Source organism: Streptomyces sp. NPDC050121 (assembly GCF_044460385.1).
In the GTDB taxonomy this organism is placed as follows: domain Bacteria; phylum Actinomycetota; class Actinomycetes; order Streptomycetales; family Streptomycetaceae; genus Streptomyces; species Streptomyces soliscabiei.
Window position 1 is genome coordinate 1 of sequence record NZ_JBITJV010000100.1, and the last position, 3,517, is coordinate 3,517.

At 68.3% G+C, this 3,517-nt stretch carries 3 protein-coding genes; 1 reads left to right on the plus strand and 2 read right to left on the minus strand.

Translation table 11 applies throughout. The features are described 5' to 3' along the window. Together ACIBTS_RS49210 and ACIBTS_RS49215 are read right to left on the minus strand one after the other, a co-directional pair. Positions 1-850 (minus strand): SDR family NAD(P)-dependent oxidoreductase (locus tag ACIBTS_RS49210; protein WP_399328511.1); only part of this gene is annotated, 850 nt, incomplete at its 3' end. A 97-nt stretch (positions 851-947) separates the two neighbouring features. Continuing rightward, positions 948-1,919, minus strand: coding sequence for an SMP-30/gluconolactonase/LRE family protein (locus ACIBTS_RS49215; protein WP_399328513.1), 972 nt, complete (start codon positions 1,917-1,919; stop codon positions 948-950). Positions 1,920-2,062: 143 nt separating this feature from the next. On the opposite strand from ACIBTS_RS49215, the gene ACIBTS_RS49220 reads away from it, so the two are divergent. Continuing rightward, a partial coding sequence (locus ACIBTS_RS49220; protein WP_399328515.1) for an aldehyde dehydrogenase family protein occupies positions 2,063-3,517 on the plus strand: 1,455 nt, incomplete at its 3' end.

A 3,517-nucleotide genomic window follows, 5' to 3' on the forward strand; every position in this document is an offset into this window, starting at 1 on the left:
CCGAAGGCCGCGCCGCATCGGGCCGGCGGCGGCCCATGGGGGCGATGATCCGCTCTCGTCGCTTTCTTCCCCTGGCCTCGGCGAGCGGGATCACCCACCGCATCAGGCGGGGGAAGACGCCGGCGATCCGCTGCACACGTCCGCCCAAGGGAGGGAACACCACCTCGACCGGCTTGGAGACGATCGCGTCGACGACGGTCTTGGCGATCTCCTCCGGTGCGTAGGACTTCTCGGCGAAGGAGATGGCGCAAGCGGGGTCGGCCAGTTCCTGCTCAAGCATGTCCGTGCGCGTGGACGGAGGATGAATGATCGTGAAGTCCAGTGGCCCGTCGCGTTCTTCCAGGGCCACGCTGTGGTGAAAGGCCCGCAGCCCGTGCTTCGAGCCGCAGTACGTCGCGTATCCGGGGAGCGGGAGGAACGACGTCATGCTGCAGACGGTGACGATGTGGCCGCGGCCCTGCGCGGTCATCCGCTCGATCGCCGTGCAGGTGCCGGTGATCGCGCCGAGCAGGTTGACCTCCAGGATGTCGCGGTGCTGGTGCGGGCTGAGGTCACTTGCGTGGCCGGTGTGGGTGATGCCGGCGTTGTTGACCAGCACGTCGACGGCTCCGAACGCGGCCTGTGTCGCTTCGAAGGCCTTGACCCACGCCGCCGGATCCCGGACGTCCAGGACACAGCCGGCGGCCCGGCCGCCCAGACTGAGCGCCCTGGCCTGCACGGCCTGCTCGTTGACATCGGACAGCATCACGCGGTGACCGCGCGCGACCGCCGACTGCGCGATCGCGGCCCCGATGCCGGAGGCCGCGCCGGTGACGAGAAGAACCCGGCTGTTTTCAGACACTTCGCTCATGGCCAACAGAGTCTCCTGGTCGTATGTCCAAGTCAACTGTCCGATACGAGATTGTCTTCGGTTGTTACCTGGGGATTCACAGCTGTTACCTGGGGATTCACAGCCGGAGCATCTCGATGCGACCACCGTTCAGCTGTGCGGCGCGTACGGGATCGTCGGTCGGCACGGTCGCCGCGAACAGGGTGCGCCCGTCTTGACCTGCGGCCAGGCAGCTCAGGGTGTTCTGGCTCGTCGTCACGCGGTCGAGGACGCGGCCGCCCTCGGCCACCCGCACGCATTCGCCGCGCAGTGCGTTCGCGATCCACATCGTCTCGCCGTCGCTGTGCCAGGCGATGCCGTCGGGCGCGATCGGTGAGGCGGAACGCTTGGCGATGGCCGGGTGGTCCAGCAGCGCCGAGATCCTGCGGGTGATCCGGCCGAGAAGCCCCGGATGGTTCACCGCGCGCCACAGGAACGGCGAGATCAGCGGGGCCCAGGGGCGCGGCTGCCCGAGCGTGCCGTCGGGCAGCACGGGGAAGGCGGTGAGCTTCATGGCCAGGGTTTCGGCCGCCACCATGGTCGTGCCGTCGGCCGTCAGGACGCACCCGTTGGGGAAGAGCACCGGCTCCGTCACCCCGAGCAGGGTCCCGTCCGCGGCCAGGCACGCGATCGGTGCCTTCGTCGGGCCGGGCGGCGCGTAGAGCATGGCATTGGCGTGCTCGCGGGCGAACGCGTGGTAGTCAAAGCCGAAATTGCCCACGTACGCACGTCCGTGCGGGTCGACGAGCATGTCGTTGACCGGGCCGCCGACAAGGTGCCGCAGATCCGCGTGCTCGACGAGCTCGCCGTCTGCTTCCAGCCGGTACACCACGCCTGCGTCCATGGAGGCGACGAGCATGCGCCCGTCCGGAAGCCAGCCGAGCCCGCCGGCCCGGCCGGGAACCTCGATGACCGTCTCGGCCTCTCCCGTGCCGTCCCAGCGGTGCACCGTGCCGTGGGCCAGGTCGGAGAACCACAGGGCTCCCTGATGCCAGCGCAGTGACTCGGGAACGCCGAAGCCGCTGAGCACGATCGATGTCGTCCGTTTCATTCCAGCCGCTCCTTGGTGACGGGCCCTGGGCGTGGTGAATCTGCCGCACAACAAGTTGGTCATCTGTACAAGACGCTTGACTTGTACGGGTGACCGTCTCATTCTGGGCAAACCGAAGTCAACGTTCCGGCAGGAGTTTTTCCGTGGCTCAGACTCGATCGCTCACGCCCGACGGCGCTGGGGCGGACGCACACATCGCAGTGGACAACCCGGCCACCGGAGCAGTGGTCGGCCACGTCGCAGACGCGTCGGCGCAGGAGGTGGCGCAAGCGGTCGCACGAGCCCGACAGGCACAGCCGGGCTGGGCCGAACTGAGCGCCCGAAGCCGTGCGGAATTCTTCACGCGCGGTCGCCAGTGGCTGCTGACTCACCGGCAGGAGATCATCGACTGCATCGTCGCGGAGAACGGCAAGGCCGAAGAGGACGCGATCGTCGAGATCGTCTACGGCGTCAGCGCCTTCGCCTACTGGGCCAAGCGCGCACGGCACTACCTCGCCGACACGAAGATCCGCTCGCTCTCGCCCTTCGTGCTCGGCCGCAGCATGTACACCCGTCGCGTGCCGCTCGGTGTGGTCGGAGTCATCGGTCCGTGGAACAACCCGTTGATCAACTCCTTCGGTGACGCCATTCCGGCCCTGGCCGCCGGCAACGCCGTCGTCCTCAAACCCTCCGAGTACACACCGCTGACCGCGCTGCTCATGGAGAAGATGACCCGTGAGTGCGGCTGGCCCAAGGACGTCTTCCAGGTCGTGACCGGCGCCGGCGCCACCGGCCAGGCCCTGGCCGACGCCGCCGACTTCGTGATGTTCACCGGATCCACCAAGACCGGCCGCGCCGTCGCGGCACGGGCGGGCGAGCGGCTCATCCCGTGCTCACTCGAACTCGGCGGCAAGGACGCCCTGATCGTGCTGGCCGATGCCTCGCTGGAACGGGCGGTGAACGTCACCCTGCACGGCGCTCTGTGCAACGGGGGCCAGATGTGCACCTCGGTGGAGCGCGTCTACGTCGAGGAGCCGGTGTACGACGCTTTCGTCGCCAGGCTGCGCCGGCGGTTCGAGGAGGTCACCTCCGCCGCGCCGGCAGGGCTGGGCAGCACCGATGTGGGCGCCATGACCTTCCCGCCGCAGATGGCGATCGTCGAGGACCACGTCAAGGACGCCGTGAGCCGAGGAGCGCGCGTCCTCGTGGGGGGCCACACCGCCCCCGGCCCGGGCCGGTTCTTCGAACCCACGCTGCTCGTCGATGTCGACCACACCATGAAATGCATGCGTGAGGAGACCTTCGGACCCACCCTGCCCGTGATGAAGGTCGCAAACGCCGAGGAGGCCCTCCGGCTCGTCAACGACAGCACCTACGGCCTGCAGGCCTCCATCATCAGCTCGAACATGAAGCATGCCCGACACCTCGCGGAGCGTCTCGAGGCAGGCTGCGTCACCATCAACGACGCCCAGACCAACTACATGGCCTTCGGCCTGCCCATGGGCGGCTGGAAGGAATCGGGCCTCGGCGTACGGCACGGCGCCGAAGGAATCCGCAAGTACACCAGGCTCCAGGCCGTCAGCGTGAACCGCTTCCCGACCCGCCGCGACCTCCACATG